At 43.6% G+C, this 21,993-nt stretch carries 27 protein-coding genes; 26 read left to right on the top strand and 1 reads right to left on the bottom strand.

Going from position 1 to position 21,993, the window contains the following annotated elements:
• Positions 1 to 44: 44 nt before the first annotated feature.
• The 19 genes from xopG (F3J36_RS02495) to F3J36_RS02585 all read left to right on the top strand — a co-directional run bounded on the left by xopG (F3J36_RS02495) (position 45) and on the right by F3J36_RS02585 (position 13,689).
• Positions 45 to 701 carry a XopG/HopH/AvrPtoH family type III secretion system effector gene (gene xopG / locus F3J36_RS02495; protein ID WP_166718776.1) on the top strand — a complete coding sequence of 219 codons (657 nt, stop codon included), beginning with the start codon at positions 45 to 47 and terminating at the stop codon, positions 699 to 701.
• An 84-nt stretch (positions 702 to 785) separates the two neighbouring features.
• The gene (locus F3J36_RS02500; RefSeq protein ID WP_166718777.1) at positions 786 to 1,268 is read left to right on the top strand and encodes a type III secretion system chaperone; all 483 of its coding nucleotides are present in this window, start codon (positions 786 to 788) and stop codon (positions 1,266 to 1,268) included.
• A gap of 9 nt (positions 1,269 to 1,277) precedes the next feature.
• Positions 1,278 to 1,931, top strand: a complete 654-nt coding sequence (gene xopG / locus F3J36_RS02505) for a XopG/HopH/AvrPtoH family type III secretion system effector (RefSeq protein WP_166718778.1) — start codon at positions 1,278 to 1,280, stop codon at positions 1,929 to 1,931.
• 19 nt (positions 1,932 to 1,950) lie between these two features.
• Positions 1,951 to 2,646 (top strand): M91 family zinc metallopeptidase, encoded by a 696-nt coding sequence (locus F3J36_RS02510; protein ID WP_166718779.1) that lies wholly within the window; start codon positions 1,951 to 1,953, stop codon positions 2,644 to 2,646.
• 102 nt (positions 2,647 to 2,748) lie between these two features.
• A complete protein-coding gene (locus F3J36_RS02515; protein WP_166718780.1) occupies positions 2,749 to 3,369 on the top strand; it encodes a M91 family zinc metallopeptidase in 621 nt (206 codons plus the stop codon).
• Between the two features lie 17 nt (positions 3,370 to 3,386).
• Positions 3,387 to 4,055 carry a hypothetical protein gene (locus F3J36_RS02520; protein WP_166718781.1) on the top strand — a complete coding sequence of 223 codons (669 nt, stop codon included), beginning with the start codon at positions 3,387 to 3,389 and terminating at the stop codon, positions 4,053 to 4,055.
• Positions 4,056 to 4,065: 10 nt separating this feature from the next.
• Complete coding sequence (locus F3J36_RS02525) at positions 4,066 to 4,698, top strand: M91 family zinc metallopeptidase (RefSeq protein WP_166718782.1); 633 nt, start codon at positions 4,066 to 4,068, stop codon at positions 4,696 to 4,698.
• Between the two features lie 29 nt (positions 4,699 to 4,727).
• Positions 4,728 to 5,405 (top strand): M91 family zinc metallopeptidase, encoded by a 678-nt coding sequence (locus tag F3J36_RS02530; RefSeq protein WP_166718783.1) that lies wholly within the window; start codon positions 4,728 to 4,730, stop codon positions 5,403 to 5,405.
• A 29-nt stretch (positions 5,406 to 5,434) separates the two neighbouring features.
• Entirely contained in the window at positions 5,435 to 6,076 is a 642-nt protein-coding gene (locus tag F3J36_RS02535) for a M91 family zinc metallopeptidase (RefSeq protein ID WP_166718784.1), read from the top strand.
• A 5-nt stretch (positions 6,077 to 6,081) separates the two neighbouring features.
• Positions 6,082 to 6,711, top strand: coding sequence for a XopG/HopH/AvrPtoH family type III secretion system effector (gene xopG / locus F3J36_RS02540; RefSeq protein ID WP_166718785.1), 630 nt, complete (start codon positions 6,082 to 6,084; stop codon positions 6,709 to 6,711).
• Positions 6,712 to 6,713: 2 nt separating this feature from the next.
• Positions 6,714 to 7,391: a M91 family zinc metallopeptidase gene (locus F3J36_RS02545; RefSeq protein ID WP_166718786.1), complete on the top strand. Its 678-nt coding sequence runs from the start codon at positions 6,714 to 6,716 to the stop codon at positions 7,389 to 7,391.
• Between the two features lie 11 nt (positions 7,392 to 7,402).
• On the top strand, positions 7,403 to 8,077 hold the full coding sequence (locus F3J36_RS02550) for a M91 family zinc metallopeptidase (RefSeq protein ID WP_166718787.1): 675 nt from the start codon (positions 7,403 to 7,405) through the stop codon (positions 8,075 to 8,077).
• 9 nt (positions 8,078 to 8,086) lie between these two features.
• Positions 8,087 to 8,731: a M91 family zinc metallopeptidase gene (locus F3J36_RS02555; RefSeq protein WP_166718788.1), complete on the top strand. Its 645-nt coding sequence runs from the start codon at positions 8,087 to 8,089 to the stop codon at positions 8,729 to 8,731.
• Positions 8,732 to 8,753: 22 nt separating this feature from the next.
• Complete coding sequence (locus F3J36_RS02560) at positions 8,754 to 9,455, top strand: M91 family zinc metallopeptidase (RefSeq protein WP_166718789.1); 702 nt, start codon at positions 8,754 to 8,756, stop codon at positions 9,453 to 9,455.
• Positions 9,445 to 10,116, top strand: coding sequence for a M91 family zinc metallopeptidase (locus F3J36_RS02565; protein WP_166718790.1), 672 nt, complete (start codon positions 9,445 to 9,447; stop codon positions 10,114 to 10,116). The genes F3J36_RS02560 and F3J36_RS02565 overlap by 11 nt, the downstream gene beginning before the upstream one ends.
• 9 nt (positions 10,117 to 10,125) lie before the next feature.
• Positions 10,126 to 10,755: a M91 family zinc metallopeptidase gene (locus F3J36_RS02570; RefSeq protein WP_166718791.1), complete on the top strand. Its 630-nt coding sequence runs from the start codon at positions 10,126 to 10,128 to the stop codon at positions 10,753 to 10,755.
• Between the two features lie 10 nt (positions 10,756 to 10,765).
• Positions 10,766 to 11,413 carry a M91 family zinc metallopeptidase gene (locus F3J36_RS02575; RefSeq protein WP_166718792.1) on the top strand — a complete coding sequence of 216 codons (648 nt, stop codon included), beginning with the start codon at positions 10,766 to 10,768 and terminating at the stop codon, positions 11,411 to 11,413.
• An 11-nt stretch (positions 11,414 to 11,424) separates the two neighbouring features.
• Complete coding sequence (locus F3J36_RS02580) at positions 11,425 to 12,096, top strand: M91 family zinc metallopeptidase (RefSeq protein WP_166718793.1); 672 nt, start codon at positions 11,425 to 11,427, stop codon at positions 12,094 to 12,096.
• A gap of 60 nt (positions 12,097 to 12,156) precedes the next feature.
• Positions 12,157 to 13,689: an HrpF/NolX family T3SS translocon protein gene (locus F3J36_RS02585; protein ID WP_166718794.1), complete on the top strand. Its 1,533-nt coding sequence runs from the start codon at positions 12,157 to 12,159 to the stop codon at positions 13,687 to 13,689.
• A 69-nt stretch (positions 13,690 to 13,758) separates the two neighbouring features.
• Here F3J36_RS02585 and F3J36_RS02590 read toward each other — a convergent pair whose 3' ends face one another.
• Entirely contained in the window at positions 13,759 to 14,295 is a 537-nt protein-coding gene (locus tag F3J36_RS02590) for an RNA polymerase sigma factor (protein WP_166718795.1), read from the bottom strand.
• A gap of 224 nt (positions 14,296 to 14,519) precedes the next feature.
• Here F3J36_RS02590 and sctW point away from each other — a divergent pair, with 224 nt between their 5' ends.
• From sctW to F3J36_RS02625, 7 genes are read left to right on the top strand one after another with little or no spacing between them, the layout of a single operon-like run.
• Complete coding sequence (gene sctW, locus F3J36_RS02595; RefSeq protein WP_166718796.1) at positions 14,520 to 15,674, top strand: type III secretion system gatekeeper subunit SctW; 1,155 nt, start codon at positions 14,520 to 14,522, stop codon at positions 15,672 to 15,674.
• Complete coding sequence (gene sctV / locus F3J36_RS02600) at positions 15,671 to 17,794, top strand: type III secretion system export apparatus subunit SctV (protein WP_166718797.1); 2,124 nt, start codon at positions 15,671 to 15,673, stop codon at positions 17,792 to 17,794. Before sctW ends, sctV begins: the two co-directional genes overlap by 4 nt.
• The gene (locus tag F3J36_RS02605; protein ID WP_166718798.1) at positions 17,787 to 18,674 is read left to right on the top strand and encodes an FHA domain-containing protein; all 888 of its coding nucleotides are present in this window, start codon (positions 17,787 to 17,789) and stop codon (positions 18,672 to 18,674) included. Before sctV ends, F3J36_RS02605 begins: the two co-directional genes overlap by 8 nt.
• Complete coding sequence (locus tag F3J36_RS02610) at positions 18,674 to 20,020, top strand: FliI/YscN family ATPase (protein WP_240154045.1); 1,347 nt, start codon at positions 18,674 to 18,676, stop codon at positions 20,018 to 20,020. Before F3J36_RS02605 ends, F3J36_RS02610 begins: the two co-directional genes overlap by 1 nt.
• Positions 20,004 to 20,453: a hypothetical protein gene (locus tag F3J36_RS02615; RefSeq protein WP_166718800.1), complete on the top strand. Its 450-nt coding sequence runs from the start codon at positions 20,004 to 20,006 to the stop codon at positions 20,451 to 20,453. The genes F3J36_RS02610 and F3J36_RS02615 overlap by 17 nt, the downstream gene beginning before the upstream one ends.
• Positions 20,450 to 20,983 carry a hypothetical protein gene (locus tag F3J36_RS02620; RefSeq protein WP_166718801.1) on the top strand — a complete coding sequence of 178 codons (534 nt, stop codon included), beginning with the start codon at positions 20,450 to 20,452 and terminating at the stop codon, positions 20,981 to 20,983. Before F3J36_RS02615 ends, F3J36_RS02620 begins: the two co-directional genes overlap by 4 nt.
• Positions 20,980 to 21,990 carry a FliM/FliN family flagellar motor switch protein gene (locus F3J36_RS02625; RefSeq protein WP_166718802.1) on the top strand — a complete coding sequence of 337 codons (1,011 nt, stop codon included), beginning with the start codon at positions 20,980 to 20,982 and terminating at the stop codon, positions 21,988 to 21,990. The genes F3J36_RS02620 and F3J36_RS02625 overlap by 4 nt, the downstream gene beginning before the upstream one ends.
• Positions 21,991 to 21,993 lie beyond the last annotated feature (3 nt).

Here is a 21,993-nt window from a genome sequence, read left to right on the forward strand (position 1 = left end):
AATTTTCACATAATTAGTATCATCCACTATTTAGAAGAAAATAAATGAATATTAGCCGTAGTCAGATTGCTCCTCATATCAATATTCATTACGAAAATCCACATCGATATATGCAAGCCGAATCAGCATTAAGAATGATTAATCACGGGGTGGTCGGAAGAAAGTTAATTGAAGAAATAAAGAACTTTTCAACAGAAGGCAAAGCTTTATCGATAGAAGTGAATAATCAATTAATGACAGCCGCTTACCCGATGTTAACAGAATCACAAATTAAAAAATTTGGTGTTTCAGCCTCTGATTTTAATGAAGAACATAATGAAGTCGCTAATGCCCTAGCTAATAAAAAAAGATTCGGAAGAAAAGGAGAAGGTACATCATCAATTATTAAATGGAATCCTTCTGTTGCTTTACATGTTAAAAGTAATGGAAAAATTATAGGAACGAATGATGAGAGAGAATCATTCATTTCTCTTGCTCATGAAATGATTCATTCTTATCGGATGATGAAAGGAACTTATCTCGTTGATGGTTCAGACAGATATAATGAAGGTACGAATAGCGCGGAAGAAGAAGCTAGGGCTGTAGGCCTCGGGAAACATGCCAATCACGAAATAACTGAAAATAAAATCAGGGTAGAGCATGGGTTTCAGCAAAGGATGAAGTATCAGCTTGATGAAAATGACATCACTATAGGTATTTGAATTTAATGGAACAAAAAATTTTAAGGAACTAATTTTACGATTTTGTTACTTAACTATCACATCCTCTAAATACATAGGTAATCAATGAAACCGGAAGAATTTTATAAAAAGCTTCAGCCTTTGTTCAACCAGCTTCACATCCCCGATATCCCGCTAAATGAACAAGGTTATTACACGTTTATGCTTGAGACAGGTCAGGTCTTTCTTGAACTGACTGAGGTCGATACGATGGTGATGCTCGCTTTCTTGCCTTTACCTGAAAAGCTGACAACCGATTTACTCTTAGAACTGCTTCAGGCAAATCTGACCCCCGATCAACCGTCGCGCGTCATACTTGCAGCTGACAAAGAGGATAAGCGTCTTTGTCTCTGGATCGATATCAGCACAGATAAAATCTATCACGAAGAGCTTTATCAAATGCTGGAACAACTGAACGTCACCATGCGTATCATTAGCCGCTGGTTTGAGGAAACGGAAAAAGAAAAGGAAAACGGTCAGCAAGCCAATCAACGAAACATAGAGAAAAGCCGTCAGGCTGAAGCGATGCTTAACAAGCGCAGGAGATAACATTCCATTATGCCAGTCGTCAGAAGTCACACAGCCCCTTTTATAAATATAAAATATCAAACTAAATCCGATTTAATAAAAGCAGAATCAGCTTTATCAAAACTTGACCAGGGACCGACAGGTAACAGGCTGATTTATGAGCTGAGTAAACTTTCTAAAAATGGAAAGTCTTTAACCATAGTCGCAGATCGCAAAACGACATCTGGTGCGATGCCAACGCTTACAAAATCTCAGGTTCAGCGATTTGGCGTATCTGAAGATGAATACAACATTGAGCATAACGATAGAGCGAATAAACTTGCCCAAAAACGACGCTTTGGTTTTAAAGGTAAAGGAACGAGCGCTATCGTTAGATGGAATCCTTCTTTATCCGTTCATGTATCTGACGAGGGTATTCATTCAGCGGTTAATGATGAAAAAGAAGCTTTTATCTCTCTTGCTCATGAACTGATCCACGGATACAGGATGATGAAAGGGACCTATACCGCAGATCATTCAGATAGATATGAACCAGGAACAAGGAGCTACAAAGAAGAACAACGTGCTGTTGGTTTGGGTATCCATTCGAACCGATCCTTTTCAGAAAATTCGATTCGAAATGAGAGTAAGATGAACTTACGAGCGAAATATGTCATAGACGAAAACTTGTCTTATATCGGATGATTTTTTGGGTGGGATTGTTATGGATTTAATAAGAAGACAAAGTTCTGTTGTACCTTCTATTGAGATCGTTTCTGAGTATGAAGAAGATACGAATAAAACTGAAGCAGCACTCACAAAAATCAAGAGTAAACCCGTCGGGCGACAACTTTTGAAGGAGATATCAGACCTTTCAAAAAATGGTAGAAGTATTTCAGTTAACGTGAGTGAAACATTTCGTTCTCAAAGCATTCCAATATTGACTAAATCGCAACTAAAAAAATATGGCATTGAAGAATCATATTCGACTGAAAGTAATATCAAAGCACAACAAATATCAGCAAAAAAAGGATTTATGAGGAAGGGGGAAGGTGTCAGTTCGATCGTCGATTTTGATCCTAGTTACTTTGTTAAAGTTACGTTGAGCGGTCATCATCAATCTGAAATTAATGAAGAGTTAGCCTTCACAACTCTCGCACATGAACTTATTCATTCTTACCGATTCTTAAAAGGAACTTCTTTCAATACTTCTGGCGGTGTTGAAAGTCTAGAAACCAAAAGGGAAGAACGGCGTGTAATAGGAACTGGAGAATTTGCGAATGCTAAAATTTCAGAGAATGCCATTCGTAGAGAACACGGGTTAACAGAAAGAACAAAACATCAAACTGAACTTAGTTATGAACAGGAAAGGCAAATTCAAGATGCTTATGAAAATTCATCGAGGCAGAGAACGATATAATTTAAAAATTAATCAGAAAAACATGATCTTAGTTAAGTCTAAAAGTCAAAAAGTGGAAGCGATAATCCAGTAAAAATAAGATTTCTTCTTGGAGTAACTTTTATGTATGAGATTACATCTAGCAGGGTTTCAAGCGTCATTGATCTTTACCATAATAATGAACTAACGCATTACAAAATGGAAAGTTCATTGATGAAAATATATAGTCGTCCAAATGGTAAAAGACTGATTGATGAAATCACTCAACGAGCTGGAAATGATAAAAAAATCAGGGTTTTTATCGATTATGAACAGCCAACGTTAACTTATGGACATTTGAATGATAAGCAGCGGAGGGAGAATGACATAGATATGTTTTCACCTTTTTATATGGATGTGATCAGTGCTGAGCAAATTTCTCATAAGCCAGGATTATTCAGAAAAGGAAAGGGCGTAGGTTCAACGATTCGTTGGAATCCTAATGATCAACTTGATGATAAAAAAAATGAAATATCTAACGAAGAGTTAGAAAAGAAAACGTTTGTAGGATTAGCTCATGAACTTGTTCACAGTCTCAGGAAGTTAAAAGGAACGAGTAAGGCAAATGAATTCAACCTTTACCCAAATCATCATGGAAAAGATGAGGAGCGAAGAGCGATTGGAATTGGTCGTCACCACTTCAAAAAGCTTTCTGAAAACGCTATAAGACTTGAGCACGGACTTCCTCGACGAGATTCAATTTAATAAAAGAGTATTATGATATGACAATGATCCAACCTGCTAGTGTTTCTCCTGGCATTACCATCAAAGCTGAGAATCAACATGATTTTAATGAGGTGAACAATTCAATTGCGCGCATCAAAAATACACAAACAGGTAAAACATTACTTGACCAAATAGAAAGCTTTGTTCGATATAAATCCGGCAAGCATGTTGTTGTTAATTCTTCTGCCTGGAATATAACAAATACCTATGCCTTTCTCACTCCCGCTCAAGCTATAAAACATGGCTATGAAAAAGAGCGAACATCTCAAGATGCTTTAGATTGTGCAAAAAGTATCGCAATAAATGGAAGGATAATGAAAGGCGAGGGAACGAGTGCAAGCATTTCAATTAATCCATTTATTGATAATCTTGGATCAAATCAATTGAATAATGTAGGTCAGGTTACTGAACAAAATCTTGATGGAGCATTATCGAATCAGTTGATCAAAGCGATGCACATTGTCAGAGGTTCATCCCTTGATGATGGTACGGCTTGGGGAAGAGAAAATGAGGAATTACGTTCGCTTGGAACGGCAAAATATCCTGAAGAAACGATCACTGAGAATAACATACGGCTTCAACTTGGAATGCCAATGCGTGCTTTTATTCCTGAATCATTAATTAGGCCTTCGGGTTCTCAATCTCGACAAAATGTCATGATATAAAGGAAATAATATGAGGATTATAGAACAAGCCACATCAGCATATTGTATTAAAATTAACGCTCCTAATGTTGATGCTTATAATGATGTTAATCTTGCTTTGTATCGAATTAAGCATACTAACGCAGGAAGAAGCTTATTAAATAAGATTGAAAAATACAGTAAGAACGGTAAAGAAGTCGAGATCATGTATCGAACAATTACTGATTTGACTCATACTGTTCCGACTCTTACACCTAAGCAAGCCGAAAAATTACAACTTCATCCAACACCTTTTCATCAAATGAGCGTTTCTAGAGCAGCACAATTTGCCAGACAAGGACGGTTATCGAAAGGCGACGGGGCAAGTGCAGTTATCATGCTTAATCCATTTAGTCAAAATCTCGATAATCCTCACGGTAATCCTCATTTTAATGCACCAGGCAATGAAAACTATGATTCTTCACTTTCGCATCAATTAGTTCGCGCAATGCATATCGTTCGCGGATCATCTCTTGATGATAATTCTATTGAAGGTCGAGAACGAGAAATGGAACGAGCTATGGGAGTAAGAGAATTTGAAGGAGAGGCCATTAGCGAAAACATGATTAGAATGGAATTAGGTTTGCCAGTGAGAGCCTCCTATCCTGTTGGGTTTTCAAGTTAAAAGATTAATAAATTAATAGGAAATTAGTTATGCCTAGAGTTCAAGCACCATCAACCATTGTTCCAGAAATCACGATAAGTACAGAAAATGCAGCCGGATTTATGAATACAGATCATGCTTTGGCGCAAATTGGTAACACACAATCTGGAGCCACACTTTTATCTGAGATTGTTAAATACACGAAAGATACAAAAAAGGTAAAGATTTACATTCAACACACTGAAGACTCTCACACAATACCTGTTTTATCGAACAAGCAAGCTGAAAAAACAAATTTATCAAAAAGCTATCATAATGAAGAAAGCTTAGATGCAGCAAGAAAATTTGCCCTCAAAAAGAAACTAACAAAAGGAGAAGGTGCGAGCGCTCTTGTTTACTGGAACCCAGCGGAGGCGCATATCAGTTTTTCTCAAGGCTACACGCAATATAGTGTCAATGAAGGCGGGGTTAATCGCTTTCAGTTAGCCAATGAATTAGTTCATGCGATGCGAATACTCAAAGGTACTTATACTGATGATAAAACAATTGAAGGATCAACTAATGAAGAAATGCGTGGTCTCGGGGTCTTTCAGTATGAGAATGAACCTATTTCAGAAAATAAAATTCGTGAACAATCTGGGTTTTATTTGCGAGCCTATTACCCTGTTGTAACAAATGTTTCAGGAAACACAGGATCGAATACCCGGCCAGGCCCCAGTCTTCGTTAACATCTTTCATGCTTCTGGAGTAGACTAAAATGAATGCTCGTTCGGTCACTGTGATCAGTCATGTCGCACCACCAATACAAATAGAAAGTTCTCAAGAATCTGAAGCCGTTCAAACTGAACGTGCTCTAGCTAAAATCATGAGCAAACCGATTGGACGCCGTCTGATTAATGAAATTCAGTCCGCTGCAACTGATGGACGAATGATCCGAATTCAGACCAGTAACAAACAACAATGCGAAGCAGGTCCTTTTTTGACACGCTCTCAATGTCAGCGATTTGAGTTGATGGGAGGGACAGAGGAAAGCAATCGGAAAGCCGCCCAAATATCACATTATACCTATACGGGTAAAGCGGGAGAGCCTGTTGCCGCATTGATTCGCTGGAACCCTGAAACAGCATGTTTAATTGATAAAGAAGGTTATCCTGTATTAAATAATAATCCCAATGAATCATTTATCAGTCTTGCCCATGAGCTTGTTCATGCTCATGGATTCATGACAGGCCAACATTATTATGATTTCTCTCCACTCACCCAAGGAACAATGGCATACAAAGAAGAAGAACGAGCCATTGGGATTGGAGGTCATGACAAAGAAAAACTTTCTGAAAATGCGATTCGCTTAGAACATGAGATGGCATCTCGAAAACATTTTTTCACCAGATCTCAGTAAATTTTATGATGACATTTGAGCCGTTTAACCGGACGAGTAGAATAGCTCCACCAATTCAAGTTGAAGGGATGTATTTAGATGATATAGAAAAAGGGGAAAGTGCGCTTGAAAAGATCGCGAGTAAACCTAATGGGAAAAAGTTAATTACTAAAATTCAGAATGCTTCAAAGGATGGTAGAGAATTAAAAATTCAGGTGAGTGATCAATATCAATCGGAAGCAACGGCTTTTTTGACTGAACCACAGCTGAATAAATATCATATCGCTGATGAATCATCTGCAAGTAATCAGATTGCCATCGACATTTCACAAAGAAAATCTTTTTTTAGAAAAGGTGAAGGTGTAAAAGCCTTAGTTGTTTGGAATCCTAATGAAGCGAGATCGATTGATTATATGGGTCACGGTCGGAGTGTAAACGATCCTTCAAAAGCATTTACCTCTCTAGCGCATGAACTCGTTCATGCTTTGGGGTTTATGAAAGGAACACATTATTTTGATGGTTCGGAACCAGAAGAAGGAACCAGAACTTTCAAAGAGGAGCAAAGAGCGATCGGTATTGGTCCATTTGAAGGCGATAAGATTTCAGAAAATGGAATTCGCGAAGAACACGGTTTGCCTAAGCGTCAGGAATATTAAGAATGATTGGTCATAATTATCGAAGTCCATCAGATGTTTTGTACAATACTCATATTTATTGCAATAATCGAAAAGAATATGAAGAAGTTGAAAAAATGCTCACCCGAATTAAAGAAGGTGGCACAAATGGTTACAACCTCATCTATGAGATATGCCGTTATACAAGTGATTCCAAAGACATTCATATAAAAGTCGTTTTTAATGAACCGACTAGTTCGAAACCTTTCCTTAATGACGAACTGAGAAGACAGTTTCTGATTCCTGATGATGAAAATAACAGAAAATATAAATTGTTGTTAGATTTACGAAGTCGACCAAATGATCGACATAAACGCGGAGACGGCGTCAGTTGTGAAATAAGATGGAATCCTTCAGAGAGTCGAACCGTCGATCCTGATGGAATTGGAACACGAATAGCCGCTTCCGGTTTAGCCTTTATCAGTCTTGCCCATGAATTAATCCATGCTTATCATTATGTGCATGGAACGCATCTTCGTTCGAATCCCAACGATCCCTTTACTGAATTAGAAGAAGATCGGGCAATTGGCATTCTTGATTTCAGAAACAATAATCTCAGTGAAAATGGTATTAGAAGAGATTTCAATTTACCTCAACGCTCAACACGATATGACAGGAATGAGTCACAATCATTATGTGCTCAATATTTACCGAATGAATAAAAGGAGAAGTTATGTACCCTTCTTTTTGTGTGCCTAGTAGTGTTATTCCTCATACAAAAATTCATTTTAATAATAACCAAGAATTCCAGGCAACAGAAACGGCTTTGGAAAAAATAAAATCTCGTTCAAATGGGAGGCAATTGATTGAGGAAATTAACAGATATACCGATAAAACACGAGACATTGATATTATTGTTGTTCGTGATGAACCGACATCATCAAAAGGAACATTGAATCATGAAATCCGAAGGATTTACAGTATTACAAATGATCCAGAAAGAACAAAATATAAAGTTCTTGTCGATATGTTGAACAGTCCTCATGGAGGTCGTAAGCGTGGAGAGGGGATTAGTTGCCAAATTAAATTTAATCCTTCAGAAAGCCGATATGTTGATAAAGATGGCATAGGCTGGCGAGTTAACACAGACTCAACTTTCGCTTTTACAAGCCTTGCTCATGAACTTGTTCATGCTTATCATCATATTCATGGTTCTCATATTAAACCTGATCCTGAAGACCCGTTTACAGATATTGAGGAGGACCGTGCGATCGGTATTCATCCTTACCACGGATATTATTTAAGTGAAAATGGTATTCGTCGAGATCATGGCTTACCTGAACGCTCAACACGATTTGACCGAAACGAAGTTCAGCCGATTATCAATCAATATTTCCCAATGACTTGAGGACTTCATATGTCTCAATATTCTATTCAATCCGCTATCGCGCCATTTATTAGCATTCACCATAACAATTTGGATGTGATGCAAGAGGTAGATACAGCATTATATAAACTTGAGAGATTGCCTGCTGGTAGAGCGCTTTTAGGAAAGTTGAGAAATCTTTCAAATGAAGGCCGATCACTAAAAATTTATGCAAGCACACGATATAAAAATATTGCACGTCCAATATTAACGCATTCACAATTAAATCGTTATGTTGTTGACGCGACGAATAATCATCAAATGCAAGCCTTAGCCTATAATTTATGCAGTAATATGCGACGAGGCAAAGTCAATCGCGGAGAGGGAACAAGTGCTGTCGTCTATTTTAATCCCATGATGTCACGTTCTCCTGATCCGTGGGGAGGGGCGAAACGTGATCCAAACCATTATGGTAATCATTTTACTTTAGGTCATGTTCTTATTCACGCGATGCGAATGATGAAAGGGAATTATCAAGGTGGTAATATGGAAAATTATTCCGGTTTCCGCTCTCATCAACGTCGCGAAGAAGAGCGAGCCTTAGGAATAGGTGAGTTTTACAGAAAAGAAATCAGTGAAAATAAAATGCGACTACAAGAAGGATTAGAAGACTATCGTGAACCTCGCATGAATTAATTATTATTAAAGGAATATTTTAATGCAATTTCCAGGCAATTTTCATAGTAAACTGATTCCTGAAATCAAGATTCATACTGGATCTATCGAAGAGTTGATTCATATTGAATCTTCATTAACAAAAATTAACTCTGGTCCTTGCGGTCATGAGTTATTAAAAAGAATCAAAATGCTTTCAACTCATGGTCGTCATGTACAAATCATGACGCATGATCGCGAAAATGGCGTTGGAGGAATGCTGACTCATTCTCAGATTCAAATTCACAAAGTTAACAGAAATTCTGATAGTGATGAACATTTTAATAAAATGTTAGAGCTTGCGAGAATTAAACCCAATGGCGATAACAATGAAGGTGTTGTCGCCATTGTCAAGATTAACATTAATAAAGGCATTATGCTTGATCAAGACGGATTTCCTACCTATTTGAACAGTGGGAAAGAAATGTGTTTTGTTTCACTTGCTCATGAACTCGTTCATGCATACAACTTAATGAACGGAACCTATCGAGGTGGGTATTCATTTGACCAATTGTTTGATGAAAATTCAGATATGCGTCTTGAAGAAGATCGCGCTGTCGGAGTCGGGATTTATAAAGGAAGCGGAATCTCTGAGAATGGTGTTCGCTATGATCATCATCTTCCTCTTCGCGCCAGTTATCTGACCCGAGAACAAATTTTTATAAGTGAACAACTCAAGCAAGGACATATTCGACGTGCCTCTTAATTTCTTACCATATAAATCAAATAGTATTAATGCTCCTTTTATTACCATTAACTATGAAAATAATAGAGATTTGGATGAAACCGAAAAAGCACTAAAGAAAATTGCATCAACTCATTCAGGTAAGAATTTGTTGCTCAGCCTTAAATATGTTGCTACAGAAGAAAAGAATCTCATTATTGTGGCAAATAATCAATATCCTACTGGGACAGCAGGATATTTATCAAAATCTCAGATTCGAAAATATTATGTTAATCCTGATGTCAATTCAAAGGAACATCAAACCGCGATGCGACTTTTATCGACAGTCGATCGAGACGGGAAACATAGTGAGGGAACGCCTTCAATTATCACTTTTAATCCCAATGAATCGAGTTATATTGACAACGAAGGTTTCCCAGTAAAGGTTTATAGCACAGCTTATAATCCAGCCTCTCTTACACATGAACTGATTCATGCTTTTCATCAGATGAACGGAACATCCCTGACGACTCACCCCGATAAAGTTTGGTTCAATGGAACAGGTCAACGACGCGAAGAGGAGCGGGCTGTAGGTATTGGGGAGTTCGAGAGAGAAGCCTTCAGTGAAAATACGGTTCGTCGAGAACTCAAGATGCCTGTTCGTAAGAGTTATTTTAATAAGTCTATGCCTCCGAAATCATGAGATAAACAAATGCCTAACTCGATCACTCAAGCGAGCAAGATAGTTCCTGTATTAGATATTCAGTTCGAAAATGAAGTGCAATTTAAAACAACCGAATCCGCTTTGAGAAAAATTTGTGCCGGTCCTAATGGTCGTCGTTTGATTCAGTCTATTGAAGACGCAACGACTAATGATAAAAGAATAACAATTATTGTGAATGAATCTGAAGAAGATTCTTCAGGGTTGAGTGGTGCCATGACTGAAGAAATGAAAACTGATTATCATGGAAACAAGGATCCTAATAGTTATGAACATAGACATAAAGTCTATGAGTATTCTTCAAATGGGATTGGTGCTAAACCCCTTGTTTTTTATAATCCTAATCATTCTATATTAGTTGATATTAATGGGATGCCCAGAAGTGCGAATATATCTAATCTCGCCTTCATCGGCTTAGCTCATGAGCTGGTTCATGCCTATTACATGATGATTGGTCGCGGATTTGGCACAGAACCTTCAACCTCAGCCATTAACGACCCAGAACATTACCGCGAGGAAATTCGTGCTGTTGGAATGGGCGAGTTTGAAAACACCAGTCTTTCTGAAAATGGAATTCGGAGAGATCATGGCCTACCTTTACGTAATGCTTACTTTGAATAACGAATAATCAATGGGTGAACTGATGTCTTATAACTGGTCACGTCCCAGCAAAATTGAGCCGAAAGTCACTCTCTATTTTGACACAGAAAAACAATTGATAGCCGGGGAATCCGCACTTGAAAAAATCAAATCCGGTAAAAACGGATCCAATATCCTCAATGAAATTTCTCGGCTTTCTGACCGGGAAAACAAAATCGACATCATGATTTCCGATAACGATGACAATGAAACGGGTGGAGAGCTAACCTATTCTCAAGCTAAAAAATATAATCTTGATTACTTTGAAGATGTCACATCTTATCGAAATAAGGTGATAGAACTCGGTTCTAACGGAACAGGTGTTAAACCTATCATTTATTACAATCCGAATGTTTCTATCATCGTTGATAAAGATGAACGATCCTGGGTGATTAAAGATTCTCGCGATGCTTTTACCTCTCTTGCTCATGAATTGATTCATGCTTATCACCTCATGAAAGGAACATCAAAAGCGAGTGCTTTTAATGATGTCTATAACAATTCGACTTCGCAACTTGAAGAAGAAGATCGCGCTGTTGGAACGGGTGGATATTGGGGTAATAAGTTTTCAGAAAATGGCGTTCGCGAAGATCATGGTTTGCCGATTAGAGCTGAATATTTCACACAAAATGAACTGTAAGGAGTGTCAACATGCCTCAATCTATTCAACATAGTTTAGTCGTGCCACAATTCACCATTTTATCGGCCTCAAAGAAACATCATGAGGTGACTGAAGCCGCTCTGGCAAGAATCAAATCCGGTCAAAATGGTCGAAATTTATTGAGTGCGATTTGTCAAATCCTTAATCATAACCCTGATAAACGACTTTATATCGATTGTGCCAACCATGAACAAGGGAGTTTTGTTCAGGGAAGATTAACCGATTCACAAGTCAGACGCTTCAGAGTCAGCGATAACCCAGATGACCCAAAACATGAACAAGCCATGCTTCATTTAAGAGCGCCAAAACCTGATAACACACCAGGCGAAGGGGTTAATCCTATCGTTCGTTTTCATCCCGATGAAGCGGTTTGGACTGATGCGATGAATATCGGGCATTCTGTATTAGACCCTCGAATCTCCTTCATCACGCTTGCCCATGAACTCGTTCATGCTTTTCATCTGCTTAATGGAACATCATTAGCCACTCTTCGGGATCATATCTGGATTGACGGATCGGGACAAAGGCTCGAAGAAAACCGCGCCGTCGGTTCTGAAGAATTTGCTGGAAATCCGTTTTCTGAAAACGGCGTTCGTGCTGATCATGGTATTCCGTTACGTGCAAGTTACCTTCTCGCGGAACATATCGCTCCATTACATTAAAAATGGATGATTTTTAGAATTCTTTTGTTATTAAGCATTCGGATTTTGTGAGGATCCATCATGAGAATTTCAAACTTATCGGTTTCAGGTTTACCCGATGTGAGTCAGACCTCACCTCAGCAATTGAATCAACAGAATACCTTAGATGGGGGTATTCAATATCAAGACACCTCAACGAAGACATCGACTCAGCCTCCTCAAATTGCCACCACTATCACGAACCCACCAAAAGGGCTGAACGTCATTCCTGAGGATGGCACCGATCAACCCATGTCATATGAAGACGTCGTGAACACGCTGGGTCGAAACGAGGGATTGATCACGAAGGCGATGAACAAAGATGACCTCAAGAAACTCGCCGATGATCCGAAAACACCCCCTGATATGCAACGCGCATTGAACACCTTGCTTTCCGATCCTGATATGTACGACAAAATCGACAACGCCACGCCCGGTAAAGTCGACGGAAAGATTGCCGCTAATGACATTCAGGCCATCAAGAAAACGCCTGATTTTATGGCCTATTCCGATCAACAGGCTGAAACCTACACGCACACCTATGTTCCCTCAGATGCACCACCCGGCACACCTCCACAGGAAATGACGGGCAACGATGCGATTCGGGAACTCTATCTCTATTCGCAAAGTTTGCCGAAGAATCTGAGCCTACAAACCATGAAGGATATCGCAGACGGGAAACAACCCCTTGATAAGTGTCCTCCACAGGTTCAGGCGGCGGCGAAGTACATGACCGATCACCCTGACCAGTGGGCGAAATATACAGGCATGACCGATCCTGACAAAGAGGAATCGCGTGAGGCGTTGTGTGACCAGGCGTCTTATAACGTGAAGCTGAATGTCAACGAAGCGGATGCATTGAACACAGTCAAAAACAACGAGGACATTTTCTTTAAGGATGGCGATATCACGCCGAAAAGCCTTCAGAAGATTGCCGATGATAAAAATCAGCCTCAGGATGTTCGTGATGCGGCAAAGCTTTTGCTTAAGCCAAATTCTATGTTGTTTTCAATGCTAGATAACGGAATGCATCACGCTGGCGGTGATTTCTTTCACAAGTCGAATGATAAGAAAATTGCCAAAGGCGATATTGATGCGTTCATTGCACATGGCACCAATCAAATCGCACCTGCGCCAACGCCTTCTTATATCGATACCCCAGACGAAATGAAAGCCCGTCGCGATATGTACGATGGCCAGAAAACCCAGCCCGATGAAAAGAAAGAAATGGGCGGCGGGTTCTTTAAGATGATCGACATCCTCGGATGGATCACAACAGGTCTTTCGATTCTGATTCCGGGCCTGGGTGAGGCGGCGCTCGGTGCGGGAGTCGGTCGCGCTGCCGTTCAGGCAGGGATTCAGGCAGGTGCCAAAGCCGCCGCTGAAGGAGGACTCAAAGCCGGGGTGAGTGCCGCGAAAGAAGCCGGAATGGATGCGGGTGCAGCGGCAAGCGAGCAAGCCGCCGCCAATGGTGAAAAAGGAATCGGTTACGCTGCCGGACAAACCGCACAGCGCGGCGGGGAAAAAGGCGCGGAAGCCGGGGTTGAACACGCCTCGACTTCCGGTAATAATTAATCGTCAGAAAAACTGGCAGATTTGCGCTAATAACACAAAGGGGAATCGGCTGTTTCCCCTTTTCTCTTTCTAGGCCTCCCATCGCATTTCTTTTTTCAGAAAGGCACGTAAACGGGAAAGTCTGGAACGGACGGTGCCGATAGGAATGGATAGGGTATCGGCCAGCTCCTGATAACCGACGTCATTTTCAATGAGTACCGTCAGTAATTTCTGATATTCCTCCGGCATCTTTTTAAAGTTCTCTATGGCGAGCGACAGGTTCTTTCGCCCCTCAAGAATGATTTCTGGTTCATCTTTCGGATTGTGTTCATTTTCCATCGACTCGACAGGCGCGGTGTTATAAGCGCGAAGGCGCGAATCCTTGTAATAGATTTTCACCAGGTTCATCGCGATCCCAAATATCCAGGTTTCCGGTCGGGCATGACCTTTAAAGCGTCCTTTGTGGATCAACACCTCAAGCCAGGTGGTCTGAACCAGGTCGTCAACATCGGCAAAATTCGATACGCGTTTACGGATGAAATTGTGAAGCCGTTTTTCGGTTTCTTTCATGACCGTTTCCCAGTCAATCAAAACGTGTTCAATCATGTCAGCATATAAGGCAACCATAAGACCTCCTGTGTTGATGATAAGAGTGTGTTGCAGAACTCATGCCAACTTTGATTGTCGTAAGTTATTGAAAATAAATGATTAGGAATAGTCTTAGGCGATGATTATTGCCATTAATGGCAATTTTCAACCGAATTCACTGCCAATTCTGGCAGGTGATAAAGTAGGGAACTGAGAAGGCGATTTTTTCACTCAATTTTAAAATCCCCTCTCAGGTCTCAACTATGAATATGCACGTTCACCACCCACGCCGACCCCATCATCCTCAGCTTGAAGAGAATGAAGCACTGATCGAATCGGTCGTCGAATCGAAAAAGAAACAAGACCATCAACAACCCGTTCACCCTATTCATCAGGCAAAACTTCAGACTGAACAGGCCGAACACGCCGCTGAGGGTTCACTTGCTCAGCAAATCGATCAGAACCGCGCGCGCATCGAGCGTCAGCAACAGCTTAACCGCGCGAAGAAAGGCGGTTTCTTACTGCGCTTTACGCATATCGAACAGCTCAGCGAATTACTCGAAGGCGGTCGTGACGAAGAACAAGCTGAACGCGAAACGCGCATTCGATCGATACTCGAAAAAACGCCTGAACGTGAACAGCTCGATGCACTTTTACAGGAAACCGATAACGATCCGGCCTCAGCGTATGCCTCACTGAGCCTGATGGCGATGAACCTCGAAGAGGGACATCAGCCGCAATTACTGGCGCGCATTCAGGCGATGCTTAATCAGCTGGTGGAACAACACGGCGCTGAGGTCTCAGCAGGAATCAACACCGCACACGCTTTCGCGACATTCTCAACGGATAAGACGCAAAAGAAAACCTTGCGCAAAATGTATTATGAAGGCGTGGTCGGTCAGCAATCGTCAGATTCCATACTCGATATGTTGCTGGCAAAGTTTGGTGTGGATGGCTTTCTTCCTGCGCTTAAAACGCTTCAGCGCGCGCTGGCTGATGATATCGCCTCACTTGCCCCCTCTATCCCTCCGATGGCCTTACGTCGCCTTATGAACGGTCTCAATGATACTCAGCTTTTGAGTAACACCATAAAAGAGGTGACGGATTTTCTCACCCGCATCGGTCAGAGTTTTGGCGGGGTCAAAATGTCAGTGGATACGATGACCCGAACCTTACTCGGGATGTGTAAGAACGGGTTCTATTCGAATCAGCTCTTATCGCTGGGACTCGAAACCATCGGTGACGACTCTCAACGTCATCCGTTTTACTTTAACCATCTGCTTCGGTTAATTGAGCGCTTGCCGGAAAACGTCTGGGGTGACAAAGGCAATCATCGCGACGGCGCGATTAAACTGGTTCGTACCTTAAACGGTGAGCTGGCACAGATGGAGAAGAATCGTCTCGGTCACGCCTTATGAACCAACTGTTTAATTTGCTCAATAAAATCGCTTATCACGCGATGGAACGATCGGAAATCGTAGGGGGTTTTATTGCCCTGGCAGTGGTCTTTATGTTGATCATCCCGCTGCCTTTACCGCTTATCGATGTCCTGATTGCCACGAACATCAGCATGTCGTGTTTGCTGATCATGAACGCGATGTTCTTACCCAAACCCCTCGCGTTTTCTACGTTCCCCTCCGTGTTGTTGCTGACGACGATGTTTCGTCTGGGCTTGTCGATTTCGACAACACGTCAAATCCTGCTTCAGCAAAATGCCGGACACATCGTCACCGCTTTCGGAAACTTCGTCGTAGGCGGCAATCTGGCGGTGGGGCTTGTCGTGTTCTTGATATTGACCGTGGTGAACTTTCTGGTCATCACGAAAGGCTCAGAACGCGTCGCCGAAGTCGCCGCACGTTTCACTCTGGATGCGATGCCTGGGAAACAGATGTCGATTGACTCTGATTTGCGCGCCGGACTGATTAACGTCGCTCAGGCGAAACGCCGACGGGAAGACCTCACCAAAGAAAGCCAGCTCTTCGGCGCGATGGATGGCGCGATGAAATTCGTGAAAGGGGATTCGATGGCCGGGATTGTGATCCTGTCCATTAACCTTATTGGCGGGTTTTGTATTGGGATCCTTCAGCTGGGAATGACGGCGGGGGATGCGATGCACACGTTTTCCATTCTCACCATCGGCGATGGCCTGATTGACCAGATCCCAGCGCTCTTAATTTCGCTCACCAGCGGGATGATGATTACCCGCGTCTCCGCTAACGAGGAAAGTTTCGATCACAATATCGGTAAGGAAATCACCCAACAGTTAACCCAGCAACCGAAAGCCTGGATTATGGCCGGAGTGGGGATGTTCGCCTTCAGCTTATTGCCAGGAATGCCAACGATTGTCTTCATGATTCTCGGGACCGGCGCAATCGGATCGGGTACGTTTCAACTCTGGCGAGACCGACGTCAGGCCGCCACCAGCACGAATGAAAATCAAATCATCCCAGAGGAAAACGGCGAGAACGATTTACGCACCTTTAACCCGGCAAGGTTGTTTCTCTTGAGTTTTCCAGCTGGGCGGGAACGCGATCCGCATGTTATTCAGATCATCGAGGAAATCCGACGCATTCGAAATCGCATCGTAAATCAGTTCGGGTTCACGTTACCTGTGTTTGATATCCAGTTCACCACCTTACAACGCGAGGATGAGTTTCGGTTTCTGGTGTATGAAATCCCCAAAGTCATCGCCACCATCACCCAAAATAAACGCGCGGTGGAACGCATCGGCTATACGCGCCAGCTTGAAGACAAAACCCACGCTGAGGAATCCGACATTGCCCCTGAGGAGGATTTCATCTGGCTTGAGGAGGATGATCCATATCTTACCAGCGGTGAACTCTCCTGGTCAGGGAATGATTTGTTGCTGGCGAAAATGGAAGAAGCGTTGTTTCAGTCTGCGCCGCGCTTTATCGGGATGCAGGAAACCCGCGCGATCGTCTCATGGTTACAAAGTGATTTGCCAGAGGTGGCACAGGAATTCGAGCGTGTGTTTCCCGTCGCGCGCTTATCGAGCGTCCTTCAGAGGCTGGTGGCCGAACGCATTTCCTTAAGAGCCATCCGAACCATCACCGAAAGCTTGCTGATGCATGGGAGCGAGCGCGACACGGGGATGTTAATCGACCAGGTTCGCATCGATATTAAAGAACACCTCTGTTATCAGCACAGCACCGACGGTGAGGGGTTACTTGCCTGGCTCCTGACGCCTGAGACAGAGGAAATCCTTCGCGAGGCCTTGAGGCACACCAACACCGATACCTTCTTTACTCTCGACCAGGAACGGATGAAGCTGTTCATGGATCAGATCCGCTCAGTGTTCCCGCCTTACCGCTCCATTAATCAGGGGGTGATGCTGGTGGCGCAAGACTTACGCTCTCCCTTACGAACGCTCATTCAAAACGAATTCAATCATGTTGCTGTCCTGTCTTTTGCCGAACTCGAATTCAATCTTCCGGTTAACGTGGAAGGGCGCATAGACATTAACGAAAACCTGATTGAGGAACATAACCCGATGGTTGAGGAAATGGAAGATGTTTGAATTGCGCGTGTTAAACGGATTGCATGAGGGGGCAACGTTGCCGTTAAGCGGGGAAAACTGGCAGTTAGGCAATCATGAGGAAAGCGATCTCCAGCTGTGTGACGCGGACATTCTCGCAAAACATGCCACCCTGTCAAAACGTGATGAAACCTGGCATCTTGCACCGAATGAGGGGAATATTTACCTTGCTGAGGGCGGGAGGGTGAACGACACCTTAACGCTTGAACCCAATCAACCCTTCATGTTGTCAGGTGTCTGGCTTGTGGTGAGTGAATCCGATACGCCCTGGACGTCTTCAAGCCTTATCCCCATCAATGCCGATGGTCTCATTGAAACCGCTCAGCCCAAACCTGAACGCGAATCGAGTCGTTTCCCCGCCTGGTTTAAACCCTCTGTGGTGATGCTGATTGTGCTCGGTGTGGTCATTGTGGTTTCCTGGATTTTATCCGCGTCAAAAACCACGAATGAAACCCCTGATAATCGCATCGCGATAACCGATGCGGAATCCTTGCGCGCTGTGCTGGAGAAAAAGCTGGAAGATCGCGACCTCAATAAACTGGTGACTATCACAGGTGATGAACACGGACTCACCCTCAACGGTGAACTGACAGAGAACCAGCTCGAAATCATGTCCCGCCTGATGTCCTCTTTGCATGACGAATACAAAGTTTCGCTTCCTTTGATCAATGCCACCGCCTTAAAAGTGCTGAGATTACCATTCCGCATTGTACAGATAACAGCGGGTAAGGGGGCGAACGTCGTCATTGAAGACGGTCGTCGACTGTTTATCGGGGATAAAGAGCAAGGCTTCACCCTGTCCAAAATCACAAAAGACACCGTTGAATTTACCGGGTCTGAAAACATTTCGGTGAAATGGTAATGAGCAAGCTGGATGAATGGTTCAGGCAAAAAGAATGCCTGTTAATGGAGGCGAAACCCGTTCAGATACATGGTCGCATCACAGGTGTTTCCGGCATTTTGTTAGAGGCGAGTTTGCCGGATGCAAGGATTGGTGATCTGTGTCGGGTTATGGGCAAAGACAATCAAGAGGTGATGGCGGAGGTTGTGGGATTTAACCCGGAAAGTACCTTGCTTTCAGCCCTCGGACAACTCAACGGGATCGCGCAAGGCTCACCCGTGACGCCGCTTTACCAGCCGCACAAGATTTCGGCTTCCGAAAAATTGCTCGGGTCTGTTCTCGACGGATTCGGCTGGCCAATGGATGAAGAATCGGTCTCCGCGTTCGCGATGGATGATGAACACCCTGATGCGACCTCTGTTCTTGGTAACGCGCCTTCCGCGACAGACAGACCTCGCATCAGCGAACCGCTCGCGACAGGGGTTCGCGCAATTGACGGGATGATCACTTTAGGCATCGGTCAACGCATGGGACTTTTCGCGGGAGCCGGATGCGGCAAGACCACGTTACTCGCGGAAATTGCGCGGAATACGCCCTGTGATGTGATTGTGTTTGGCTTGATTGGTGAGCGTGGCCGCGAGCTGGGTGAGTTTTTACAGCATGAACTCGATGACCAGTTACGCGCAAAAACGGTGATGGTCTGTGCCACCTCTGACCGAACCAGCATGGAACGCGCGCGCGCGGCCTTTACGGCCACGGGGATCGCCGAATCATTTCGCGATAAAGGCATGAGCGTTTTACTGATTATCGACTCGCTCACGCGCTTTGCGCGCGCGCAACGTGAAATCGGTCTGGCGTTGGGGGAACCACCAGGGCGCGGCGGCTTACCGCCGTCAGTCTATACCTTGCTTCCCGGACTGCTTGAACGTGCCGGAAAGACCACTAAGGGCGCAATCACAGCGCTTTACTCTGTCCTGATGGAAGCGGATTCCCCTAATGATCCCGTGGCCGATGAGGTGCGATCGCTGATTGACGGACACATTATCTTAAACAGAAAGCTCGCTGAAAAAGGGCATTTCCCGGCGATTGATATCCTTCAGAGCCTATCACGTACCATGCCGAATGTCGTCGAATCCGATCATATGATGCTCGCCCGTCAATTCCGTCAACTGATGGCATCTTATCAACAGGTCGAAATGCTCATTCGTCTTGGGGAATACCAGGAGGGCAACGATCTGATGACCGATGTTGCGGTTCAGGCTCAGCCGTCAATCGCGGCCTTCCTGCAACAGGAAAATCATCATCCCGAACCCTTTATTCATATGCTCAATAAATTAGAGGAAACGATCCGTGCTGCCGGACTATGACGAAGAGAAAGAGCGCGCCGATTATGAGCTGTTAAAAACGGCAACGATGTTGTTACCGCTCCGCGAGCGCAAACTTGCGAAACTCAAAAATGCTTTAACCGCTGAGAATAAGAAACTCAAAAACCTCAAGCACGATTTGAAAATCGGTCAGCGTCGCCTGAATAAATTCCGTGACCAGTACAAAGAAGCGCTCGATGATTTCACCAAACATCACACAGGTGTTGTGATGATGCATGAGAAATTATTTCAGACGCTGGAAAACGAAAAGATGGCGCGCACCAAACTTCTTAAACAGGAAGAGGATAACGCCGGAAAGATGGACGCCATCAGTCAACAGCTTGAGGTCATCGGTTCGGCGCAAACGGATATCGAAAACTGTCAGCGCGAAATCGAAAAGCTTGAATATATTCTGGAACAAAAGGATCTGATGTGAAGCCGGTAATCAAACATCCCGCCACGCATAAACCTGTCACCACGACACCCACAAAATCCCCTGAGCCGATCCGACGTTCATCATCTGCTCAGACTAAATCTTCAAAAAATACTCCCAGCAAAAAGGATGCCCACGATTTCAAACGTCTGATGACTGACCCAAACGATCGCATGGCTGAATTTGAGGCGTTGAATTTTCATTTTGCCGATCTGGCTGAGGAGAAAGCCAGCGAACCTGAAGCCGAACAGCACTCGCCGAATCATCCATTTACCGAACTGACGCCGGATCTGATGTGGGGCATCCAGGAACATGAAACCCTCCCGGCTGAATTCTCGATGTGGTTTCGACAAAGCGGGGATGTGACCGCGCGATTAACGCCAGGCGACAGCGGTGAAACGATGGTGACGCTGGGTTTTCAGGAAGCGGTTTTGCCGAAGATGATCGGCATTGAAAAAGAAGCCGAACGGTTATTGTCAAAGCGAATGGGTAAAGCAATTCGCCTTAAGTTTAAACGGATTGATGCCCTATGATGTTTCCTTTCGTGACGATTAAAGAGGCCACCCTTCGCCGCTGGATTGGGGCAGGGCGCAAGCTCTCCTTTCGCCGTGATTTGAATGACGGTTTTTTTCAGATAAAGATGGTCGAGGGAGTGTCCACCTCTTCCTTTTATCATCTCCATTGTGCGCATGGCCCCATTGAGATTAATGACCCGGCGTCTTTTCTGGCGCTGGTCGCGGATATTCCGACCTTCAGTGAGGCGGCGAACGATCCTCAGCCCTGGTTTATCGAGCTGGTGAACGGGCGAATGAATGAGGATTTCAAAACGTTGTTTCGTTTCTTTACCACCAGCAAAGAAGAGGAAACCGATTTTCTGACCGCTGACATCACCATCATGAAAGGCGATGTCGAAACCCATTTTCTCGCCCGACTTTCTTTTGAATTGCTCGATCTATGGATGTCAGAAAAAATCCTCGATCCGATGGCGATTCCGTTTCCTGTGGCATTGCCGATCAAAATGCCGTTTGTTCTCGGTCAATTTTCCCTTTCCGTTGAGCGCTTACAATCGTTAACGGAGGGCGATCTTCTTTTACCGACCATGCCGTTTATGACGGTTGAGGGGGAGGGAGTAATTCCGCTCAGTGGAACAGAATTTTATTTCGAGTTGGAACCAGAAACGAATAATTCTCACCAATACCTTATAAGGATCACCCGAAAACAGGTCAGGATTATGAACGAAGAACATGATGAAAACGAAGTGGTGGTAGAAGAGGCATTAGATCAGGTGCCAGAGGTTTCACCGCACTCCTTCGGCGGGTTGAAACTCGACCTGACCATTCATTGCGGCAATCTTTCGATGACGCTCGGTGAGCTGCAAAATCTCGATGCCGGGTCGATGTTGCTGGTGGATCATGTCACGCCAGGTGAGGCGCTTTTATGTCATGGAACGCATATTCTCGGGAAAGGCTTGCTCGTTAATGTAAACGGCGCGCTGGGTCTGAAACTTCAGAATGTCTTTCGCGGTACGGGTGAGGCGTAATCC

Origin of the sequence: Pantoea sp. Cy-640, assembly GCF_011752635.1 — a bacterium.
In the GTDB taxonomy this organism is placed as follows: domain Bacteria; phylum Pseudomonadota; class Gammaproteobacteria; order Enterobacterales; family Enterobacteriaceae; genus Pantoea; species Pantoea dispersa.

Excerpts from the sequence above, each read along its gene's own strand:
- xopG (WP_166718776.1), top strand. The coding sequence starts at position 45 with ATGAATATTAGCCGTAGTCAGATTGCTCCTCATATCAATATTCATTAC.
- F3J36_RS02500 (WP_166718777.1), top strand. The coding sequence starts at position 786 with ATGAAACCGGAAGAATTTTATAAAAAGCTTCAGCCTTTGTTCAACCAG.
- xopG (WP_166718778.1), top strand. The coding sequence starts at position 1,278 with ATGCCAGTCGTCAGAAGTCACACAGCCCCTTTTATAAATATAAAATAT.
- F3J36_RS02510 (WP_166718779.1), top strand. The coding sequence starts at position 1,951 with ATGGATTTAATAAGAAGACAAAGTTCTGTTGTACCTTCTATTGAGATC.
- F3J36_RS02515 (WP_166718780.1), top strand. The coding sequence starts at position 2,749 with ATGTATGAGATTACATCTAGCAGGGTTTCAAGCGTCATTGATCTTTAC.
- F3J36_RS02520 (WP_166718781.1), top strand. The coding sequence starts at position 3,387 with ATGACAATGATCCAACCTGCTAGTGTTTCTCCTGGCATTACCATCAAA.
- F3J36_RS02525 (WP_166718782.1), top strand. The coding sequence starts at position 4,066 with ATGAGGATTATAGAACAAGCCACATCAGCATATTGTATTAAAATTAAC.
- F3J36_RS02530 (WP_166718783.1), top strand. The coding sequence starts at position 4,728 with ATGCCTAGAGTTCAAGCACCATCAACCATTGTTCCAGAAATCACGATA.
- F3J36_RS02535 (WP_166718784.1), top strand. The coding sequence starts at position 5,435 with ATGAATGCTCGTTCGGTCACTGTGATCAGTCATGTCGCACCACCAATA.
- xopG (WP_166718785.1), top strand. The coding sequence starts at position 6,082 with ATGATGACATTTGAGCCGTTTAACCGGACGAGTAGAATAGCTCCACCA.
- F3J36_RS02545 (WP_166718786.1), top strand. The coding sequence starts at position 6,714 with ATGATTGGTCATAATTATCGAAGTCCATCAGATGTTTTGTACAATACT.
- F3J36_RS02550 (WP_166718787.1), top strand. The coding sequence starts at position 7,403 with ATGTACCCTTCTTTTTGTGTGCCTAGTAGTGTTATTCCTCATACAAAA.
- F3J36_RS02555 (WP_166718788.1), top strand. The coding sequence starts at position 8,087 with ATGTCTCAATATTCTATTCAATCCGCTATCGCGCCATTTATTAGCATT.
- F3J36_RS02560 (WP_166718789.1), top strand. The coding sequence starts at position 8,754 with ATGCAATTTCCAGGCAATTTTCATAGTAAACTGATTCCTGAAATCAAG.
- F3J36_RS02570 (WP_166718791.1), top strand. The coding sequence starts at position 10,126 with ATGCCTAACTCGATCACTCAAGCGAGCAAGATAGTTCCTGTATTAGAT.
- F3J36_RS02575 (WP_166718792.1), top strand. The coding sequence starts at position 10,766 with ATGGGTGAACTGATGTCTTATAACTGGTCACGTCCCAGCAAAATTGAG.
- F3J36_RS02580 (WP_166718793.1), top strand. The coding sequence starts at position 11,425 with ATGCCTCAATCTATTCAACATAGTTTAGTCGTGCCACAATTCACCATT.
- F3J36_RS02585 (WP_166718794.1), top strand. The coding sequence starts at position 12,157 with ATGAGAATTTCAAACTTATCGGTTTCAGGTTTACCCGATGTGAGTCAG.
- F3J36_RS02590 (WP_166718795.1), bottom strand. The coding sequence starts at position 14,295 with ATGGTTGCCTTATATGCTGACATGATTGAACACGTTTTGATTGACTGG.
- sctW (WP_166718796.1), top strand. The coding sequence starts at position 14,520 with ATGAATATGCACGTTCACCACCCACGCCGACCCCATCATCCTCAGCTT.
- sctV (WP_166718797.1), top strand. The coding sequence starts at position 15,671 with ATGAACCAACTGTTTAATTTGCTCAATAAAATCGCTTATCACGCGATG.
- F3J36_RS02605 (WP_166718798.1), top strand. The coding sequence starts at position 17,787 with ATGTTTGAATTGCGCGTGTTAAACGGATTGCATGAGGGGGCAACGTTG.
- F3J36_RS02610 (WP_240154045.1), top strand. The coding sequence starts at position 18,674 with ATGAGCAAGCTGGATGAATGGTTCAGGCAAAAAGAATGCCTGTTAATG.
- F3J36_RS02625 (WP_166718802.1), top strand. The coding sequence starts at position 20,980 with ATGATGTTTCCTTTCGTGACGATTAAAGAGGCCACCCTTCGCCGCTGG.